The 17,336-nt window shown below is 45.4% G+C and carries 14 protein-coding genes; 9 read left to right on the forward strand and 5 right to left on the reverse strand.

The genetic code is table 11. The features are described 5' to 3' along the window. Nucleotides 1–40 precede the first annotated feature (40 nt). A complete protein-coding gene (locus tag DYADSP32_RS22220; RefSeq protein WP_149240703.1) occupies nt 41–994 on the forward strand; it encodes an AAA family ATPase in 954 nt (317 codons plus the stop codon). A 16-nt stretch (nt 995–1,010) separates the two neighbouring features. On the opposite strand, the gene yidD is transcribed toward DYADSP32_RS22220, so the two are convergent. Beyond that, on the reverse strand, nt 1,011–1,220 hold the full coding sequence (gene yidD / locus DYADSP32_RS22225; RefSeq protein WP_149240702.1) for a membrane protein insertion efficiency factor YidD: 210 nt from the start codon (nt 1,218–1,220) through the stop codon (nt 1,011–1,013). Nucleotides 1,221–1,369: 149 nt separating this feature from the next. Between yidD and lgt the strand changes: the two genes are divergently transcribed. After that, a complete protein-coding gene (gene lgt, locus DYADSP32_RS22230) occupies nt 1,370–2,188 on the forward strand; it encodes a prolipoprotein diacylglyceryl transferase (protein ID WP_149240701.1) in 819 nt (272 codons plus the stop codon). Nucleotides 2,189–2,267: 79 nt separating this feature from the next. Further along, nucleotides 2,268–2,885, forward strand: a complete 618-nt coding sequence (locus tag DYADSP32_RS22235; RefSeq protein WP_414617975.1) for a hypothetical protein — start codon at nt 2,268–2,270, stop codon at nt 2,883–2,885. Between the two features lie 133 nt (nt 2,886–3,018). Here DYADSP32_RS22235 and DYADSP32_RS22240 read toward each other — a convergent pair whose 3' ends face one another. Next, nucleotides 3,019–3,558, reverse strand: a complete 540-nt coding sequence (locus DYADSP32_RS22240) for a sigma-70 family RNA polymerase sigma factor (protein WP_149240700.1) — start codon at nt 3,556–3,558, stop codon at nt 3,019–3,021. Nucleotides 3,559–4,165: 607 nt separating this feature from the next. On the opposite strand from DYADSP32_RS22240, the gene DYADSP32_RS22245 reads away from it, so the two are divergent. The 6 genes from DYADSP32_RS22245 (at nt 4,166) to DYADSP32_RS22270 (ending at nt 14,412) form a co-directional block, all read left to right on the forward strand. Then, the gene (locus tag DYADSP32_RS22245; RefSeq protein ID WP_149240699.1) at nt 4,166–6,091 is read left to right on the forward strand and encodes a PfkB family carbohydrate kinase; all 1,926 of its coding nucleotides are present in this window, start codon (nt 4,166–4,168) and stop codon (nt 6,089–6,091) included. Between the two features lie 51 nt (nt 6,092–6,142). After that, nucleotides 6,143–8,407 carry a regulator gene (locus DYADSP32_RS22250; RefSeq protein ID WP_414617976.1) on the forward strand — a complete coding sequence of 755 codons (2,265 nt, stop codon included), beginning with the start codon at nt 6,143–6,145 and terminating at the stop codon, nt 8,405–8,407. Nucleotides 8,408–8,459: 52 nt separating this feature from the next. Beyond that, nucleotides 8,460–9,470: a polysaccharide deacetylase family protein gene (locus DYADSP32_RS22255; protein ID WP_414617977.1), complete on the forward strand. Its 1,011-nt coding sequence runs from the start codon at nt 8,460–8,462 to the stop codon at nt 9,468–9,470. 76 nt (nt 9,471–9,546) lie between these two features. After that, nucleotides 9,547–10,731: an exo-alpha-sialidase gene (locus tag DYADSP32_RS22260; protein WP_149240698.1), complete on the forward strand. Its 1,185-nt coding sequence runs from the start codon at nt 9,547–9,549 to the stop codon at nt 10,729–10,731. 42 nt (nt 10,732–10,773) lie between these two features. Beyond that, the gene (locus DYADSP32_RS22265) at nt 10,774–12,993 is read left to right on the forward strand and encodes a hypothetical protein (RefSeq protein ID WP_149240697.1); all 2,220 of its coding nucleotides are present in this window, start codon (nt 10,774–10,776) and stop codon (nt 12,991–12,993) included. Between the two features lie 90 nt (nt 12,994–13,083). Next, nucleotides 13,084–14,412 (forward strand): DUF3748 domain-containing protein, encoded by a 1,329-nt coding sequence (locus DYADSP32_RS22270; RefSeq protein WP_149244716.1) that lies wholly within the window; start codon nt 13,084–13,086, stop codon nt 14,410–14,412. Here the strand turns inward: DYADSP32_RS22270 and DYADSP32_RS22275 are convergent, their stop codons facing one another. The 3 genes from DYADSP32_RS22275 to DYADSP32_RS22285 all read right to left on the reverse strand — a co-directional run bounded on the left by DYADSP32_RS22275 (nt 14,413) and on the right by DYADSP32_RS22285 (nt 17,255). Next, nucleotides 14,413–14,979 carry a Uma2 family endonuclease gene (locus DYADSP32_RS22275; protein ID WP_149240696.1) on the reverse strand — a complete coding sequence of 189 codons (567 nt, stop codon included), beginning with the start codon at nt 14,977–14,979 and terminating at the stop codon, nt 14,413–14,415. 59 nt (nt 14,980–15,038) lie between these two features. Then, nucleotides 15,039–16,016 (reverse strand): SGNH/GDSL hydrolase family protein, encoded by a 978-nt coding sequence (locus DYADSP32_RS22280; protein WP_414617978.1) that lies wholly within the window; start codon nt 16,014–16,016, stop codon nt 15,039–15,041. Nucleotides 16,017–16,229: 213 nt separating this feature from the next. Beyond that, nucleotides 16,230–17,255, reverse strand: a complete 1,026-nt coding sequence (locus DYADSP32_RS22285; RefSeq protein WP_149240694.1) for a LacI family DNA-binding transcriptional regulator — start codon at nt 17,253–17,255, stop codon at nt 16,230–16,232. Nucleotides 17,256–17,336: the final 81 nt, after the last annotated feature.

Here is a 17,336-nt window from a genome sequence, read left to right on the forward strand (position 1 = left end):
CTGACGCCGGAGCCTACGTTGTGAAATTTAAACCAGCAAGATGTATTTAGAAAAAATAAAGGAGGTACTCGACGAGATGGGCAAAGTGGTAGTGGGCCAGGACCGGCTTCTCAACCGGCTTCTCATTGGCTTGTTTACAGGTGGTCATGTACTTCTTGAAGGTGTCCCCGGGCTTGCCAAAACATTGACCATCAATGTGATGGCCAAAGTACTCCAGCTCGATTTTCGCCGGATCCAGTTTACGCCCGATCTGCTTCCCGCCGACCTGATCGGTACCATGATTTACAAGCCCAAAATCGGAGACTACGAGGTTAAAAAGGGGCCGATATTTTCCAATATCATACTGGCCGATGAGGTGAATCGCTCCCCGGCGAAAGTGCAATCGGCACTGCTCGAAGCGATGCAGGAAAAGCAGGTCACCATCGGCGATGAGACCTATAAGCTGGATAAGCCCTTCATTGTGCTCGCAACGCAGAATCCGGTGGAACAGGAGGGAACCTATCCGCTGCCCGAAGCCCAGGTCGATCGCTTTATGATGAAGGTGTATGTAGATTATCTGAACAAACAGGAGGAGCTGGAAGTGATGAGGCGTATGTCAGATATTAGCTTTGAGTATCAGATCAGGCCCATTCTCAATAAAGAAGATATTTTCGCCATCCGTGACAACGTGAATAAGGTCAACATTTCGGATACCCTGGAACGATACATTATCGAACTTGTGTTCGCGACCCGAAGGCCGCTGGATTATGGCTTAAGGGACGAAGCTAGGTACATTCAGTTTGGCGTATCTCCGAGAGCAACTATTTTTCTGAACCGGGCTGCAAAGGCCCTGGCTTATCTCGAAGGACGTGATTATGTGTTGCCCGAAGACATCAAGGAGCTTGCTCCGGACATTATGAACCATCGGATCCTGTTAAATTATGAAGCGGAAGCGGATAATGTAAGAACCACCACGATCATTGATTCCATTTTACGAAAAGTGGCAATTGGGTGATAGCGTCGGGTTGCAATCAGGGTACGGGGTCATGTCCATGCCCACCCCAGGGATGGCATCTGGCAAATCGTTTCAGCCCCATCCAACCGCCTTTGATCGCGCCGTGCTTTTGTACAGCCTCGATCATGTATTGGGAGCAAGTGGGCGAATACCGGCAGGAGTTGGGCAGATATGGAGATAACACACCCTGATAAATTCGAACCAGTCCGATGAGTAAAAATTTCATTTTGTTTCTTGTGTAAATGGCAAATTGGGCAATCGGGTGTTTGTAGCTGAAAACGACAGGCCGTATCCCGAATAAGAATTAAATTTAGATTGAGTAATAAAACCAACGAATCAAGCATAATTAGCTTCGACAATTAACACCATAAAAGCATGATTTCCTATATACTGTGGGATGTGAATCCCGAAATTTTTACAATTCCTGAGATTTTTGGGTACGGTCCGTTTCCTGTCCGGTGGTATGGGTTGCTGTTTGCCGGCGGCTTTCTCATCGGTCAGCAGATCATGGTACATATTTTCAAAAAAGAGCGCAAGCCACTGGAGGATATTGATGCGCTGACACTCTATATGGTTATTTCCACGGTGCTGGGTGCCCGCATAGGCCATTTTCTTTTTTATGAACCCGAAACCCTGTTTACCCGTCCGCTTGATGTGATCATACCTCCCTACTCGGGCCTGGCGAGCCATGGTGCGGTCATTGGTATTATCGCCGGGTTGTATTTGTACTCTAGGAGCAGGAAAGCCACCGGGCAAACCTTCGCCTGGGTTGCGGACAGGATCGTGATACTCGTTGCTCTTGCGGGATCATTTATACGGTTTGGCAACTTCATGAATTCCGAAATCGTCGGTACGCCAACGGACATGCCTTGGGGCGTTATATTCAAACAAAATCTGGAGTTTCAGCAAATCCCCAGGCATCCCTCACAGCTCTATGAGTCTATTTCCTGCATGATCCTTTTTGTACTGCTGTTTTGGTTGTGGAATAAATTCAAGGAAAATACGCCAAGAGGTCTTCTGGTAGGGATATTTTTTGTTTGGGTATTTACGCTGCGGTTTTTGTATGAGTTCATTAAGGAAAATCAGGAGTCTTTTGAGGCCAATTATGCATTGAATATGGGGCAAATATTGAGTATTCCGGTAGTCTTGCTTGGTATTTATTTTATACTTCAATCCAGGAAAAGGGCTGTTTAATATCTCAGTCTGACCGGTTACTAACTGACTTCATTTCCCATTCGGTTTTTGTTTAAATTGCATCATCCTAAAATCTGAAATGATGAAAAAAACATTTATTCTATCTCTGGCATTTGTGTCAGTGTTCGGTTTGTTGAGTTGTGGCGGTAACAAAGGGGAAGAAGAGGCTGCGCAGGAAGAGCCTAAAAACGCAGTAGATGCCTTGCAGCAGTTTGCCGACAATGCAAAGGAAATGGGTGACAAAAAGACTGTGGACCCTATTGATTTCCGTGAATTGAAAGCCTTACTTCCTGAAACGACGGCAGGCCTCAAACGTACCGAGGCAACCGGTGAAAAGACGGGAGCAATGGGCTTTACAGTGTCTATGGCAAAGGGTAGTTTTGGTAATGATGCCGGTGGGTCTATCCGTATAGAGATTGTTGATACCGGAGGGATTGCAGGAATGGCCACTATGGCTATGGCCGCATGGAGTATGGCAGATATTGACAAGGAGACGTCAACCGGTTACGAAAAGACCACTAAAATTGAAGGTTATAAGGCATTCGAAAAATACGATAATGAAGGTAAGAATGGGGAAATAAACGTGCTGGTAGCGGATCGTTTTGTTGTGAACGTCCATGGCGACAATGTCTCGGTAGATCAGATGAAGGAGTCAATCAAAGATATTGATTTGGGTAAGCTTGCCGATCTGAAATAGTACTTGAAAGTCCAATTAGGAAGACAAAAAGAGGTGCCCAATTTGATTGAGCACCTCTTTTGTTTTCGTTCCGCCAGATAAAATATTCTGCCGGAATCGCCTGCGCAACTTATGAAACCAATTTTAATTCTTATCAGGTCGTAGCGAAATCTACCTTTTCTCTCAGGATCTGTTTTGCTTTTACAAGCTGGTTTTTAACAGTGTTCTTGGAAATTCTTAAAAATTCGGCAATTTCCTGATATGACTTCCCATCTTCAATATTCAGTTTAAGTATCAGCTTACGCTTCATAGACAGCGCTTCAACCGCTTTTTGGACAACGTGCAACCTGCGTTCTTTCTCTTCCTTTTCGTCGTCTGACGCCGTGAGCATGGCATCCATGTAGTTTTTACGAAGCAGCTCATTTTTCTCCATTTTTTTGAAATGATCAAATGCCATGTTTCTAAGGCATGTGAAAAGATAGGAGGTGAAATTGTGATCCGGCTTAATATGAGAACGTTTAATCCATATTTTTAGAAAAACATCCTGCATCATATTTTCGGCTTCCTCCTCATCTTTAAGAAGGGACATAGAGAAACGCAGCGCAGGTCCTTTGTAATAGTTGTAAAGTTCTGCAAAGGCAGCTTCGTCTCCCTGGGTAACTTTGAGTAGAGTATTTTCGTCTGGAAATGCCACGTTAGTAAGGGTTTTTCTATAGGGTTAGAGACTAATGATCCTAAAATTAAACTTGCTAGATTTTAAATTATTCTATTAATTCTCAGCTGAGTACAATTGCCTGTATGTCAATTTACAGGGCTATATGATGTCTTGGTTTATTAGTATTATCGCTTCTTTATGGAATAAAATATTTTAAAACATCAATACCGCAGGCTTTAATATGGTCGGGTATTATTTGTGCAATGTTTCCTTCTGTGTGGTGTCTTCTAAATTGTGATGATAAAAGTACGGAATGGTTTTAACTTGTATTTCGCAACTTGCGTAAAAAAATCTTCAATTTGCGCAAGTTGCGCATTTTTGATGAACTAGTAATGATTAATTAATGAATTGGTAAAATGGAAGGGTAAAAGGCACATAATGTAGGAATTAGGGGTTGAGGTTCTAATGAATTAGACGCAGGAAAAGCAATACCTCTGGATTTTGGGCCAACCCATCTTCTCATTAAAACCGTTTTTGCCCGGATAGCCTGCCTTCCGGTAAAACCAGTATATCAATTATATAAAGGGACTTCAAAGCACGAACCCCTGAACCATCTATTCCTTACCGAACCAAGAATATTATTGCAATGGACCAAAATCAAATCAGTACGATTTTAGAAAAAATAGCTGCGGTTAAAATTGCCGTTTATGGCGATTTCTGCCTGGATTCCTATTGGATCATGGATCCAAGAGGTTCCGAGATTTCAATTGAAACGGGCCTTCAGGCAGAAGCCGTAGAGGAACAATATTATACGCCGGGTGGCGCCGCCAATGTAGTGGCCAACCTGGCAGCGCTTAACCCGGCATCGATCCGTGTGATCGGCGTGGTGGGCGACGATATGCACGGCAGAGAGCTGACGTCTCAGCTGAAGGCTTTAGGCGCCGATACAACTTCCATGTTTATTCAGAAGGAGGGCTTCAGTACATATAGCTATTTGAAAAAACATGTGGACGGGAAGGAAGAGCCAAGGATTGACTTTGGGGTATATAACCAAAGAGATACAGAAACGGATAACCTCATACTGGCTGCTTTGGAGCAAACTTTGCAAGATTGCGATGCGCTCATTTTCAATCAGCAGGTAATTGGGAGTATTACCAACGAGTCGTTTATAGAAGGAGCTAATGCGCTTTTTGCAAAATACAACGACAAGATCGTAATGCTTGATTCCAGGCATTTCAATGACCGATTTGAGGGAACATACCGTAAATTAAACGACAGAGAAGTAGCTTCGCTGGTAGGGGTAGCGGTGGAGCCCGGAGATTCTGTTCCGATCAGTGAAGTAAAACGGTATGGTAGAACGGTGTTTGAGAAATCAGCCAAGCCTGTTTTTGTAACCTGTGGAGAAAGAGGAGTGATAGCCTTTGATGCGGAACGCATTGCCGAGATACATGGCCTGGCGTTGAAGAACAAGCTCGATACAGTTGGTGCGGGTGATACAACCATCAGTGCTTTGACCCTATGCCTTGCTGCTGGCGTATCTTCGGAAGATGCAGCGCGTTTCGCCAATTTCGCGGCGGCTGTAACGGTTCAGAAAGTGTATACCACCGGTACTGCTTCGGGTGATGAGATCCTTAAAATAAGCAGTGATTATGATCTGATCTTTAATGCCGACCTGGCCGCTAACGAAAGGAATGCGAAATATGTGGAAGGGACGGAATTTGAACTTTGTGAGCCGGGAGTACTCGAAAAACTTGGACACATCCGTTATGCCGTGTTTGACCACGACGGAACGATCAGCTCATTGCGTCAGGGCTGGGAAGAAATTATGGAGCCTGTTATGATGAAATCTATCTTGGGAGATCATTACGAAACGGTGGATGCGAATACTTACAATAAGTTAATAGCCGTATGTAAGGAATTTATTCATAAAACAACGGGCATTCAGACGATCTACCAGATGGAGGGGCTCGTGGCGCTGGTGCGTGAGTTTGGCTATGTACCGGAAGAAAAAATACTTGACAAGTTCCAATATAAGCAACTATATAACGACGGCTTGATGGAAATGGTCAACAAGCGTACGGATAAGCTACTGGCTGGTGAACTGGGGCAGGAGGATTATACCATGAAAGGTGCTGTTGCTTTTCTTTATGAATTGAAAAAGCGAGGTGTTACCATGTACCTGGCCAGTGGAACCGATGCCGAGGACGTAAGAAACGAAGCTGAAATGCTGGGCTACGCCGATCTGTTCGATGGAGGAATCTACGGAGCGCTGAAAGACTTCACCAAGTTTTCCAAGAAAATGATCATTGAAAAAATCATTCGTGATAACAACCTGAATGGCCATGAACTGGCCGTATTTGGGGACGGGCCCGATGAAGTACGTGAGGGAAGAAGAGCCGGGGGAATCTCTGTGGGCATAACAAGTAACGAACTGCAACGATTTGGACATAATCCGTTGAAACGTCCTCGTCTGGTAAAGGCAGGTGCCCAGCTTTTGATTCCGGATTTCTCTCAATATAAAAAGCTTGTGTCGCTGTTGTTTCAGGAAGAGGCAAACCTTGCTGAGGCCTGATATAGTGGAGGTGGGTGATCGGGTTTTTGAAAAAGTGCGTGCTTGTTAAAAATGTTAATAGCAATCCAATACACTACGATCATGCTCAAAAGCCTGTTCTCGGCAACCATCCTTTTGTTGTTTTTTTTCTCATGCAAAAAGCATGAGAACCCCCAGAGCAACGGAGTGTGGAAGGACACTTCCTTCGTTCAGGAATATCATGAACCATATCCGGTGAGTGATATTCCTGGTGCTAATGAAGTAAGGAGTATCGCTGTGGACGCGGTTTCCAATATTTGGGTTGCCACCGCAGCAGGGGCTTTCAGAAAAGAATTTAATGCCAGGAACTGGGTTGGTGTACTTCCCGATAGCAGCAACGGCCCTGCTTATTCCATCGCAGTTGACAAACAGTCGGTGGTGTGGATAGGAGCGTGGGATGGTCTTTACAGGGTCCATGATCGCAAAGTTGAAAAAAAGAAGATACCTCAAGGCCCCATTTCGGTAGTATGCCCGGCATCCGAAGGCATTTATGCATTAGGGCCTGGTGGCCTTTGGTTCGATAACGGTAAAGGATTTATTAAAAAAGATGCCATTATTGCCAAGGGAATTCGGGATGTAATATCCGACAATGATCATGGTCTCTGGATTGCCTCGGACGTGGGCTTGTATCACTGGACTGAAACGCAGACGAAGCATTATTACAGCACCAATGATCTCATCAGTGGCTATGCGAAGGGTTTGGCGCTTGATGAAAACAGCCACTTGTGGATCGGTGGCTTGGGCGGTGTTACGATCCGTCATGATGAAGAAAGGTTAAAATTGCTCAAGCCGGCAGATGGAATTCCTTCCGTATATGTAACGGCGGTTAACTATAGCCCGGATAAAACCATGTGGGTGGGAACGCAAAACGGTGTTGTAAGGTATTCCGGGACTGGCGAACATTCTTTACGGTTTTCAAGACGCTGGTTATTGGATGACCAGGTCAATGACATTGCCTTTGACAACAAGGGCAACGCCTGGATTGCCACTCCGAAAGGGGTAAGCGCCATCATGAAAAAGAAAATGACCCTGGCGCAAAAAAGTGATTTTTTCTACGATGTGCTCATGAAACGTCATATTCGGGCGCCATGGATTGCCGGACAATGTCATTTGCCGGTTGCTGGTGATACCACCCAATGGGAGCCCGAGGATGATGATAATGACGGAGAATATACGGGTAACTATCTGGCCATGGAAAGTTTCAGGTATGCATCTACCAAAAATCCGGAGGCGAAGGAAAATGCAAAAAAGGCATTCGGCTTTTTGATGCAACTTCAGGAAATAACGGGTACGGATGGTTTTTTTGCCCGAACATTTATTCCCGCTGACTGGACTAAAATGCACGATGGGAACAGAACCTACACGGAACGTGAGCGGGCAGACGAGCTGGTTAGGGAGCCGCGCAACAAGCCCGTGGAGGTACGCTGGCATAAATCGGCCGATGGTAAATGGCTTTGGAAAGGGGATACCAGCAGCGATGAAATGTGCGGGCATATGTTTGGCTATTATTTTTACTACACGCTCGTGGCCGATGATACAGAGAAAAAAGCAATTGCCCGCCACGTAGGTAAAATCGTTGACCACCTTATTAAAAATAACTATAATCTTGTAGACGTTGACGGAACGCACACGCGCTGGTCGGTGTGGTCTCCCGATAAACTGAACCGGGACCCGGAATGGCTACCAGACAGGAACCAGAACTCCATGGAAATGCTGGCATTTCTGAAGCTGGCCTATCATATGACGGCCAATGAAAAGTACCAAAGCGAGTACATGCGCCTGATCCAAAAGGAGGGATACATCAAAAACATGTCAGAGGTTACCAATCAAAACCCTGCCTGGCTGATCTATTTTGATGTGGTATTACAAGCCTATCTTTATCCGATATTGATTCACTGCGAAAAAGATCCTGAAATTCTCAAATTTTACAAAAATCACCTGGACCGATGGTACGACAAACGAAAGGGTGACCACAACCCACTCATTAATTTCATCTACTGCTATTCAACTGGTAACAAGGCTGAATTGAAGAATTCGGTGGACTTTCTCATCGATACACCCCTCGATCTGGTGGACTGGCCCATTGATCACCGTAAACGTGAAGACGTACGAATCGTGCGAACACCAGTATTAGAAGATGAGCAGGTGAATGAATTGCAAAAGGCAAGTTTACGGATGACAGTAAGATGGGATAAAAACCCCTGGACGGTGGTAGGGGGGAACCCGCACACAGAGCGAGAACCGGTGTTCTGGCTACTTCCTTACTGGATGGGCAGGTATTTGAAAATGATTGAATAAACCCGATTTTAAATGCAGATGCAATCAACAATAATAGCTAAACGAATAAACCATGAAAAAGCGAATCGAAATTAATTTTATTATTTGCCTGCTGCTCATGCACGTGACTGGTAATATTATGGCGCAGACAGAAAAGACGTATGCAGAGAAATTAGGATGGCCAAAGGGTACCAAGGTGGTCATTTTTCATGTAGATGATGCAGGTATGTCGTACTCTTCCAACCGAGGAACCATCAGGTCTATTGAGGAAGGGGTGGCCACTTCGGCAAGTATCATGATGCCCTGCCCCTGGGCAGCTAGTTTTGCCAAGTATGTGAAGAAAAATCCTTCTGTGGATGCAGGTTTACATCTAACGCTCACTTCCGAGTGGCAGGAGTATCGCTGGCCTCCGTTGAATGGGATAAGCCATTCACCGGGTCTGGTGGACGATGAAGGTTGTATGTGGCACCAGGTGGAGCAGGTTGTGAAAAATGCCAGTGCAGATATGGTCGAAACCGAAATACGGGCGCAGGTAGAGCGGGCCCTTAAGATGGGTCTGAAACCCACCCACCTTGATTCGCATATGGGTACACTATTTGCCCATATTCCGTTTTTGGAACGATATATAAAGGTGGGTATTGAGTACGGCATTCCCGTGATGTTTCCAGGGGGCAACAACAAACTTTTGAATGAAGCAAAACGTGCCGATCTGGAAACCCTGAAGAAAACAAAGGAAATTGGTGAAATGATCTGGAAAGCAGGATTGCCGGTTTTGGACGACCTGCACACCAACAGTGGCGACTGGAAAGTGCCTGGGGGAAATGCAACCGCGGCAGCGTGGGGAAAATACAAAGCCCAAAAATGGATAGAAGCCCTTGAGAACATGCAGCCCGGCGTAGCCATGCTCATCGTGCACAGCAGTGATATTACGGAAGAATTTAAGCAAATAAGCGGATCGGGTGGGTCGCGTTATGCAGATATGCTTTCCATGATGGATCCCGAGCTTAAAGCATACATCAAATCACAAGGCATTGTACTGACCACCTGGAGGGAACTTCTGGAAAGACGGAAGAAAATAAAATAGCCCGTTGCTCATTTGGGAAGGTAATACGAGAAACAAAATTAAGCCATCGTCTTTCCGGCAGCTTTTGATACGGATCATGAAAATACTATTAAGCCCTTTTCTTTTTTTATTTGCAGTGCAACTATGCCTGGGGCAATCATCCCCCATTGTAAGCCAGACGCTGATATTTCCTTTGCAGGAGAAACATGCACATGGCAGCAGCGTTGTAAGTCTGCCAAACGGGGATTTTTTGGCTGTATGGTTTTATGGAACAGGGGAGCGTACGGCGGATGATGTGAAAATTATGGGCTCCCGACTTAAAAAGGGAGAAAAGAAGTGGGCTGAACCATTTTTGATGGCAGATACTTATAACATTCCTGACTGTAATCCCGTGTTGTTTCTGAATGGCGAAGGAAAGCTGTTTCTGGTGTGGATTGCTGTCCAGGCCAACGCATGGGAGCAGTCTGTTTTGCGGTTTAAAACATCGGTAGACTATACGAAAAGCGGCGCCCCTGTTTGGAACAACCAGGATATCATGTTGCTGAAACCTGATGATAAATTTGCCGGAGAGATCGCATTAAAATTCAAACATCTTCCTGAACTGCAGGCAGGATGGGCTGGCTACGCACCAAAATATGATAAAATGATCATGGAGGCAGCAAAGGATGTCCCGAAGAGAAGCTTTGGCTGGATGACCCGCATCAAGCCCCTTCTCATGGATAACGGACGCATCGTATTACCTCTTTATTCAGATGGATTCAACTTGTCGCTTATGGCTATTTCGGACAATAACGGTGATACCTGGCGCCCTGGCCTGCCGGTGGTTGGTCGTGGACCTATTCAGCCGGCGGTAGTAAAGAAGAAAAATGGAAATCTGGTTGCTTATATGCGCGACAGCGGAGACGAGCCAACCAGGGTGCATTTCAGTGAATCGTCTGACAGAGGTGAAAGCTGGACGGCTACTGCCAAAATGGAGATTCCCAATACGGCTAGTGTGGAGCTTCTGGTTTTACAGGATGGCAAATGGGCATTTCTTGGTAATGAGCTTTATGACGGCCGTTATCAGCTGAGCCTCCGTATTTCTGACGATGAAGGTAAAACCTGGAAATGGAAGACCTTCGTAGAAAATGACCTTACTAAAAAAGGGGGATTTTCGTACCCCTCGCTGATCCAAACCCGGGATGGATTACTACACATGACCTATTCGTACCACCCCGACCAAGGTCAGAAATCGATCAAATATGTGGTAATGGATCCCCAAAAAATCACCACACAACAGTAAAATTTGCGCCTGACACCCGAATATTAATCAATGTAAATTCTTATGTACAAGCACCGCTTTTTAACATTTATCATTTTAGCCATTTCCGGAATTCCCTCTTACGGCCAGCGAGCCGGGAAGCAACCGATGCATTCGGATAAGCCCTTCGTGCAAGATTACAGCATCAAATATTACAGTGATACCACCAAATCCCGTGTAAGCCATATTGCCTCGGATTGGAACGGAAAAGTACAGATTCTATCCGATAAAGGCCTTCAGCATCCTTTTGACGGCCAGTTCTTGTATCACGGAAGTATAGAACCTGATAATTATTACCGCTTCATGAGTGACAAGAAGATATCATCGGTAGGCAACTATCAGGGGCAGCTGGTGTACCTTACCAATGCGGTGGTCTTCAGTAATGCCTGGGCAGGAAAGCTTTTTTCTGCACACACGCTTCCAAAGGCAAGTTTATTTGTAGGAGGTAAAGAATTTGCATTTATGGTTTCGGATGGTCACTCCCTGGAGCTGATCAAAGACTCCAAAAGCCTTTGGAAGGGAAGTCTTGCAAATGATGAGATTGTTGGTCTCCGTTTTCAGCAGAGCACAGGTGTGTTTTGGATTTTAGGTAAAAAATCACTGAGCACTTTCGTCAACAACACACTCACCAAAGTTTTGGATGGAAATAACTTCACAGCATTCGATATAAATAATCAGAACATCGTCATTGGGACAACGGATGGCTATATTGTCTTTAGTATTGCCACAAAAAAGCAATTGGGTGAAATCAGAAGAAAACTTCCGGTGCCGCATATTACAGCCGTAGAAACCATCAACGGCAAGGTGTGGTTTGGCTCCAACATTGGTGCATTTTCCCTGAGAGCCGATGGCAAGTTTGATTATTATTACGGCGAACGCTGGTTGCCTGGTAACCGCGTACTGCAAATATCGAAAGGGCCAAAAAATTCTGTTTTGGTGTTGACCACTGCCGGTATTGGGCAGATCGAATTTAAGAAGATGACCCTGGAAGAAAAGGCCATGTACTTTGAAGAGCAAGTTCGTGCAAGGCACATCCGGAATGGCTTTAATGCCGGGCTAGATGGCATGGATCGGGGAAAGCTCTGGACTGGCTATATGGAGGATTCCGATAATGACGGCCTTTGGACATCCATGTACCTGGGTGGCGAGATTTTCAGATATAGTGTCACCAAAGACCCTGTTGCATTGCAATACTGCCGGGAGTCCTTCGATGCCATGGAACGACTTTACGACATCAACCCGGTACCCGGTTTCCCTGCCCGGTCGTTCGAACGCGCCGGCCATATTTCGAGCCTGGGCGACTCCGAACGTTGGCAACACGCTCCTGACAAAGAATGGGATTGGAAATCCACCACGAGCAGTGATGAGGTGATTGGACACATTTTTGCCTTCGGGGCTATGGCAGAACTCGTGGACGATCCCGATCTGAAAAAAAGAGCCATTGTGTTAATAGACACGGTGATGTCGCACATCTTGAAAAACGACATGTATCTGATCGATTTTGACGGCAAACCTACCCTGTGGGGCAAGTGGCATCCCGACTATGTCAACTCCTTTCCGACCAATGTAGGTGACCGAAAGCTAAATTCTTCCAATATTGTGGCGATGCTTCAAACAGCCTATCATTTTACCAAAAAGGAAAAATATAAGAAGAAAGCATTTGAGCTGATGACGAAATACGGTTACCTGGAAAACATGATGCGCTCCATGAAGGTGATCGGAAAGGCACCGGATGATGCTGATGATCATGCCAAACACATGTCTGATGGCTGGAATCATTCCGACGACGAAATGTACTTCCTGGGATATTGGGGCTTATACCGGTATGCTTTTAACGATACCCTGAAAGCCAAATACAAAGAGCAGATCTTAGATCACTGGCAAGCCGAAAGGCCTGAAAAAGAAGGAGCCTGGAACATTTTCACCGCTTTGACCGGTACTCCCCAGTTTGACCTCAAGGAGGCTGTATGGTTCCTGCAGGAGCATCCTTTGGACCTGATAGACTGGAAAATAGTCAATAGTCACAGAAAAGATATCGAGTTGATTGAACCCAACTTTCGCCGGCAGACAACAAAGGAGGTATTGCCACCTGATGAACGCCCTGTACAACGGCATAACGGAAATACATTCAATCTGGACCGTAATGGTGTAGGCGGGAGGTCGGAGAACAGTGCCGGTGATATATGGTTGCTGCCTTACTGGATGGGAAGGTATTTGAAGGTCATTAGCCCGCCAACGAAATAGAGCAACTAAGTTCAAACTTATGCATTTCCTTTTTCATCCATGAAGTCAGTGTTAATAAACCTTTTTGCAACGGTATTTACCTTTTTATCCATGAATTCCTGCCAGACAGACACCGCAATAGAAGAAAAACAAATCACCAGTGACCCCGGTTATCATCATGATCTGGACAACAACGATAATTTTTCTCCGGATGGTGAATGGCTTGTTTATGATACCCGAACAGACGATGGCGGAATTGCAGCGTCTTCAAAGATCGAAAAGGTGAATGTGATTTCAGGTGAAAAGAAGATATTGTTTGAAATCAAAAATAACAGTGAGGTATGGGGGCCTGGTGCGGGTGCGGTGAGTTACAGTCCCAAAGAAAATGCGGTGGTATTTATCCACGGTCTCGATAACAGTACCAAAGAAAATCCCTACCAGCAATGGCGGAGGACGGGTGTGATCATAAAGGACGCAAACCCTAACGTGCCGATATATATGGATGCGCGCGACGTAACTTTTCCGTTTACCCCCGGAGCCCTGCGTGGGGGTACACACCGCCACGAATGGAGTGGTGACGGGCAGTGGATCGGTTATACTTATAACGACGCAATTCTGAAGGCGCTTGAAGATTCAACCGGGAAAAAAATGAACCTAAGGACTATTGGGGTGTCAAAAAATATAAAACCGGTAAAGGTTGATCAGGATGCAGAAAATGTCTCTGGCGAATGGTTCAGTGCACTGGTGGTCCGCGTAGTGCCTGAACCTACGCCGGGAAGTGATGAAATATCTCTGGCGGCGAGCGATAGCTGGGTTGGGGCCAATGGGTACGTTGGTAAAGATGGAAAGAAACAAATGGCACGTGCATTTTTGGGTACTGTGATCGACAAAAACGGTAAGAAAGTACCGGAAGTGTTCATTGTGGATATTCCTGACGACATTACCCAACCGGGAGAGTTTGGGCCGTTGGAAGGGACTAAAACCAGCTTTCCGATGCCACCAAAAGGAACGGTACAAAGGCGTTTGACACGTACTGCCGATACACCAAATCCTGGCTGCACCGGTATCGTGAGATCTTCTTCGGATGGCAGTACGCTCGCTTTCCTCTCTCACGATAGTAAAGGGATACAACAAGTATTTTTGATTTCGCCAAACGGTGGTCTACCCACTCAGCTCACTGAACACGATTCAGATGTATCGGGGAATGTGCGCTGGCACCCGGATGGCCAGCATGTAAGTTATGTCTGGAATGGAAGTATCGTGCTTTGTAAGGTTGGAAGTTCGGCTTTTAACGATCGTTTTTCCCTCCTGACTTCACCAACAACACCTGCCCCTACCAATATGGTATGGTCGCCTGATGGGAAAAATATTGCTTTTAACAGGCTGGTTGTAAGTGGCAAAGATTCCACACAACAGGTTTTTTTACGGGAAGTTCGCTGATCAGCTTGTCGCCTGAAAATTAATTTTTTTGTAAATCGACCGGAGCGGCAGGCTAATGTTGAAATGAGGCAGATTAATGTTTTCTTCAATTTTGTCGTAGAGCTCCACGTACCAGCGCTCGCCCTCACGAATGTAAATCTCAACAAAACAGCTTTCCTGCTCCACAATCAGGTAGTATTGTAAAGACGGAATCAGCCTGTATTCATTGAGTTTGGTGGTGCGATCTGTCTTAGCAGTACTTCCCGAAAGTACTTCCACAATGATCACCGGGTCGGTGGCATACTTCAAATTGTTTCCAGTCTCCTTGAAAATGAGAAAATCTGGAATGCGGAAAATCTTCTCTTCCTTCACTTGAAGTTTCACAGCATTTTGTACAAAAATGTAAGGGCCATCTTCCAATTTACCCCGTAAATAAAAGTGTATGTTTCCTGCAATCTGGTTGGCTGCAACTGATTCTCCTGACATCTCTATAATTTCCCCGTTTACAAATTCAAAACGGCCTTCCTGCGTTTCGCAAAAGGCGAAGTATTCTTCCAGAGTATAAAGTTTTTCAGCGACTGCTTCCATAATCATCTGCTTTTCATCAAAAATAACAATTTTCAATAGAAATTCATCATGCGCGCAAGCTACTTTCCATATTCCTGATCAATCAAAACACCTGCTATCTCCTGTGCATACCATCTGATAAGGAAGTCGTTCGGATGGTTGATGTTGTTGCCCGTGAGATCCTGATATGATTTGTTTTTCAGCAACTCGCGATGCACTTCGGTCATGTCAACGACCACAATGCCAGGGCCGGTCAGTTCATCCAGCACTTTTTTGAATTCGGGTTGGGTACCCGTAAAAAACGATTCAGGATTTGGCAGCATGGTGGAAACCAGGATGAATTCCGCTTTCTGATTTTTCTCACGGGTTTGTCTGATCATCTCAGAAATGTTGGATTTAAACGCCTGCGGAGACATTTTTCCAGTCCCATCGTTCATGCCAAATGCGATGATCACCAGATCCGGGTTGTGCCGAAGAACCAGCTCTTCTACATTGTCCCTGCCCCACTTAGAATTTTTACCTCCCACAGCCGTATTTGTAAATTTTACCTCAGCGTAGTAATGGCGTTTTAGCTTTTCACTGATCAGGATGCCCCAGTCGGGCAGGTTTGGCTCTGCTTTGGAGCGGCCACTTGCGTTTGCTCCTGCCGAAATGCTGTCTCCGTTTAGTAAAATATGTATCGACTGTTTTTTCTTTAGTAGTTCGGTGCTATGCGGCAGATTTTCCCCCTGAAATTTTGGAATAATACCTTTCCACGCGTTTCGTTTATGTTTGTAAGTGACTGCCAATTGTTTTTCGTGAAAAAATGAACCTTCGTTGAAAAGAATTCTGTCGCCACCCTGTTTTGGAAATGAGCGTTTGGTGCTGTCGGGATAAAGCGCAGTCTCGGTCATGAATATGGCCTTTGAGCCAGGTAGCAATCGTAGTTTACCATCTTTATATTCCCAGTCTACGCCTCTGGTATATTCAATGTTCTGTCCGGCGTTCTTTACGGCAATAATCCTTTTCGGTTTGAAAAGCAGTCGGGCCTCTGCCGGCTGGCCATTTTTTGCAATCATCAGAACCGACTCATTATGCATTATTTTACCTTTCCAGAAAGGTATCAATGCAGTGTCAATAAAGTCATTTGATTGCGCTGAGGCAGATGAACAAATAAAATAAAGCCAGAAAAATTTCCGCATTAGAATAGAGATTAGGTTGAAGCAATGGTCGTGGCGACATTTCAAATGCTTATTGGGCAACTCCTGGAAAAGTGGATGTGAGCTCCTGATTTACTCACAGCGCCGCAAAGAAGATTGTCGGATTATCAATTCTGATTTCAATTTTATTGTTTGATGCATATTAATATTTTGTGTGCCATTCAGGTGACTGATCATGGTAGTCACGGCGAGTGAGCCCATTTCCTGGCCCGGGTAATAGACAGTTGTTAAGTTGGGCTCTACCACTTCCGATACAGGATCATTGTTGAATCCCGCCACGGCTATATCATTGGGTATTTCATATCCCTTTTCTTTCAGAGATTTGATACAACTTACCGCGCAAAGGTCATTTGAAATAAAGATTCCGTCAACAGGAATTCTCATTGCGGCGATTTGCTTAGCCACTTCTTTCCCTGCTTCCTGGCTCAAATCTGTTGTTAGGGTTAAGGATTCTTCTAAGTCGATCCCGGCCCCGCACAACGCATCCTGATATCCCTGAAACCTGCCTGCATAGACATTTCTTTTCAAGTTTCCGGTAACGTGCATGATGCGTCGGCAACCTTGCTCAATAAGGTGTGATGTAACCTCAAATCCGGCCCGCACATTATCAATAACGAGGGCTGTACAGGCGGGATGTTCCAGCACCCGATCAAAAAAGAGGAGCGGGATTTTCTTTTTTACAAAATCGTCGAAATGATCAAACCCATCCGTGTCGTAGGCAACGGAAACGAGCAGGCCGTCGACCCTGCTGTTATACATCGTTATCGCGTTGGCTCTCTCTTTTTTTGATGATTCGAGCGACTGACTGATCAGGAGGTTGTAGCCAGCGTCATTGGCCACTGCTTCCATTCCAGCCAGTACGGTTGACATGAAATTACTGTTCAGTCTCGGCACGATCACACCCAGGGTATTGGTGCTGCGTCTTCGTAAATTACTGGCAAAAGTGTTGGACCGGTACCCCAGTTCCCGAGCCTTGTTCGCAATGGTTAGTTTGGTTTTGATATTGATGGCCGGGTGGTCGTTCAGCGCCCGGCTTACCGTAGCGGGGGATAGGCCTAATATTTTGGCAATGTCGTAGATGGTGATCTCTTTTTCCATAATACTTTGAGCGGTAGAATGGCCTTCGGGCCCCTTTGAAAGCTATAATCGATTAAATCTGAAAGGCTTTGTAGGGGAATA

It is taken from the genome of Dyadobacter sp. 32 (genome assembly GCF_902506755.1).
Taxonomy (GTDB): Bacteria; Bacteroidota; Bacteroidia; order Cytophagales; family Spirosomataceae; genus Dyadobacter.